The organism is Streptomyces nanshensis (assembly GCF_001751255.1).
GTDB lineage: Bacteria > Actinomycetota > Actinomycetes > Streptomycetales > Streptomycetaceae > Streptomyces > Streptomyces nanshensis_A.
Window position 1 is genome coordinate 1 of the sequence record NZ_LJGW01000064.1, and the last position, 3,231, is coordinate 3,231.

The 3,231-nt window shown below is 74.8% G+C and carries 2 protein-coding genes and 1 pseudogene; 1 reads left to right on the forward strand and 2 read right to left on the reverse strand.

Translation table 11 applies throughout. From position 1 onward, the window contains the following. A pseudogene (locus tag AN218_RS37805) lies at positions 1 to 468 on the reverse strand (hypothetical protein); the annotation flags it as partial. 206 nt (positions 469 to 674) lie between these two features. On the opposite strand from AN218_RS37805, the gene AN218_RS03145 reads away from it, so the two are divergent. After that, positions 675 to 1,805, forward strand: a complete 1,131-nt coding sequence (locus tag AN218_RS03145) for a sialidase family protein (RefSeq protein WP_070015076.1) — start codon at positions 675 to 677, stop codon at positions 1,803 to 1,805. Here AN218_RS03145 and AN218_RS03150 read toward each other — a convergent pair. Then, complete coding sequence (locus AN218_RS03150; RefSeq protein WP_079131769.1) at positions 1,756 to 2,790, reverse strand: ArsR/SmtB family transcription factor; 1,035 nt, start codon at positions 2,788 to 2,790, stop codon at positions 1,756 to 1,758. The two genes, AN218_RS03145 and AN218_RS03150, sit on opposite strands and share 50 nt — an antisense overlap. Positions 2,791 to 3,231: the final 441 nt, after the last annotated feature.

Below are 3,231 nucleotides of genomic sequence, written 5' to 3' on the forward strand. Positions count from 1 at the left end.
GCGTCGTGCGCGAGCGCACGCAGTTCGCCGCCCGGTCCGCCGCCGGAGCCGTCGTCCGCTGTGTCGTCGAGGGCGAGGACGGTGGCGCCCGCGCGGCGCGCGTCGTGCACACGCTCCAGCAACTCCGGGCCCGGCGCGGCGGGTGCGACCACCAGCACCGTCTNCCGTCTCGCGCCGGCCCGCCGCCTCGATGCGGCCCAGCCCGGCGGAGAGATGCGCGGGCGCGGACGGCGGCACACGGTGGCGTACGAGCGTCGGGGACAGCTCCGGCTGCCCGGACCAGGCGGCCTCGTCGTCGAGGTGCGCGGCGAGGTGCCACGGCTCGTACGACTCCGTGCCCACCAGCAGCAGACCGCCCTTGTTCGGTGCGACGGACGTCCGCAGCGACCCGGCGAACCGGCGTGCGGACTGCACCCATTCCGTTCCCGCGAGTGCTTCCCGCAGATGTGCGACTCGTACGGCATCCATGGCCGCGCATGATGCCCCAACAGCCCCTGCCCCACAGGTGTTTCGGCTGTGGTCACCCGGACGGATGCGGCGGCGGGGGAGGATGCGCCGCCGCGCGGCGTGGACGCGGATGTTCATCTCCCGTTCCATTGACGCTCTGTCGCCGCCTGCTTACGTTCGGCGTCGGTTCGAACTTCTCTTCCGTGCCCGGACGTTGGGAGTCGCTCATGCCGTACGAGACCTCCGTGCCCTTCCGGGCGGGAAGCGAGGGCTACGCCAGCTTCCGCATCCCCGCGGTCGTCCGCGCCCCGGACGGCGCCCTGTTGGCCTTCGCCGAGGGGCGCGTGGAGTCCTCGGGCGACACCGGGCACATCGAGACCGTCGTGCGGCGCTCCGCCGACGGCGGGCGGAGCTGGGGCGCGCTCAGCGTCGTCGCCTCGTACGGGACGGGTACGGCGGGCAATCCGGCACCCGTGGTGATCCCCGCGGGGGAGGGCGGGGAGGCCGCCGGCGGCCGTGTCGTGCTGGTCTCCGTCACCAATGCCGCGGACGCCACCGAGGAGCGCATCCGGCGCGGCGAGGTCTCCGCCGAGGACGGGCGCCGCGTGTGGGTGCGGCACAGCACGGACTCCGGCGTGAGCTGGTCGGAGCCGCGGGAGATCACGGAGTCGGCGAAGCTGCCGCAGTGGCGCTGGTACGCGACGACGCCGGGCCACGCCGTACGGCTGGAGCACCACCGGCACGCGGGGCGCCTCGTCGTACCGGCGAACCACTCGCTGCCGCCGGAGGACGGCGGGACCGGCACCGAGGGCCGCTACAACGGCGGCCACGACCTGCTCAGCGACGACGGCGGCGAGACCTGGCGCATCGGCTACACCGACGACGACACCGACGGCTGGGTCAACGTCAACGAGACCACCGCGGCCGAACTCCCCGACGGCCGCCTCTACTTCAACACCCGCACCGAGGCGATCGCCCCCGAGCGCCGCGCCGACGCGTACTCCGAGGACGGCGGGGAATCCCTGCTCGCTCCGTTCGCGCCGCAGCCGCAACTCGTCGCGCCCGTCGTGGAGGCGAGCGTGCTCCAGCTCCACGACCCGGACGTGCTGGTCTTCTCCGCGCCGGGCGATCCCGTGGAGCGCCGGCGGATGACGCTACGGGCGAGCTGGAACGGCGGCGGCGACTGGTGGTCCGTGCACACCGTGGACGACCGCCCGGCGGCCTACTCCGACCTCGTACGCGCCGACGGGCACACCCTGGGGCTGCTGTACGAGACGGGGGACGAAGGGCCGTACGACACCGTGGAGTTCAGGCGGATCCCCGTTGCGGAGCTGGCGGCGGAGCCGGACGCTCGGTGACCTTCGGGGCGGGCGCCGAGGACTCCAGCAGCAACTCCGCGCCCAGCGGTGTGAGGCTGTGCCGGCTGAGCCGGCCGTGGCGCTCGGTGTGCACCAGGCCGACGCCGCGCAGCACCGTCGTGTGCTCGCTCGCGGAAGCGGGCGACAGGCCGGTGCGGCGGGCCAGTTCGCCGGTGGAGACGCCCTCGGCGATCACCTGGAGCACGGCCGCGCGGCTGTGCCCGAGCAGGGCGGCGAGGCCGTGCTGCGGTCCGGTCACCCGGGTGCGGGGCAGCGGGCTGCGGGTCACCTCGTAGTACAGCGTGGGCTGTTCGTCGTCCGGGTCGCACGGAACGTACGACGTGAACGCGGCCGGTGACAGCAGCAGACCCCGTCCGCCCAGGTGGTAGTCGAACTCCCCGCCGGGCACGTCGATGACGAGCAGGGGAGGGCGCCAGTGCATGCCGGGCTGGAGCGTACCGAGCACCTCCTCGACGCCGCCGTCCCGTAACTGCCGCGCACGGGCGGCCAGATCGGCCGCGAGCACGGCGGACAGGCCCGGCCAGTAGGGCGCGACGGCGGCACGGTGGTAGTCCCGTACGGACGCCGCGAGCCGCGCGACGGTGCCGCGGTCGCCGTCGGCGAGACGGCGCGTCCAGCGCGGCAGGCTCCGCCGGGTGGCCAGATGGTCGAGTTCGGCGCGCAGCACCTGGCGGGGAGTCGCCTCCAGCCGCTCCAACTCCTCCTCCAGCGTGCGCAGTCCGCGGTGCGGACGCAGGAAGCCGGGCAGCGGATGCTCGGGAGCCGTGGGCAGCAGATCGGTGAACGGCGTGGGCCCGCCCGCCAGTTGGGGCCGCACCGCCCGCCGCCACAGGTCGAGTTGGGGCGGACCGGGGCTGTGCGCGAGCCGTGACGTGCTGAAGGCGGTGGCCGTGAGCGGACTCGAGGGGCCCGCGAAGCGGACACGCGCCAGGTCGGTCAGGGTGAAGTGGATGCGCAGCGTCATGCGGCTCCCCCCGGGGGTCTGCGTGCTTCCGGAGCGGGTGTTCCGGCGGCACCGCCAGGATGCCGTACGGGCGCACCGCGCACAGCCTCACCCGGGCACAGCCTCGTCCGCGCACGGGCCGGAGTCAGCGGCGGGCGCGGACCGTTCGGTCGTCGCCGAATCGTCTTCCGGGCGCGTGGGCCGCGGGCCACGGTGATTCCGCGGCGCCGCTCGCCGCCAGGAGGGGACCGGCGGGTGCCGGTACCGGCACACGAGAGGGGACCGGAATGGCGCGCACACGGGGGCAGTCGGAGGGTACGGCCGGGCAGAACGAACAGAACGGACAGAGAGGTTCGGGCGAGCCGGGTGAGGGGACGCCGCGCACCGGTGCCGCGCGGCCGTCACAGGGGGGAGCGCCGCGCCGGAGACTGCCGGTGCGGCGGGGCGCCGCGGTGCTGCTCG

What these genes read in the sequence shown, in the direction of transcription:
- AN218_RS03150 (WP_079131769.1), bottom strand. Translation starts at nt 2,790, where the DNA reads ATGACGCTGCGCATCCACTTCACCCTGACCGACCTGGCGCGTGTCCGC.
- AN218_RS03145 (WP_070015076.1), top strand. Translation starts at nt 675, where the DNA reads ATGCCGTACGAGACCTCCGTGCCCTTCCGGGCGGGAAGCGAGGGCTAC.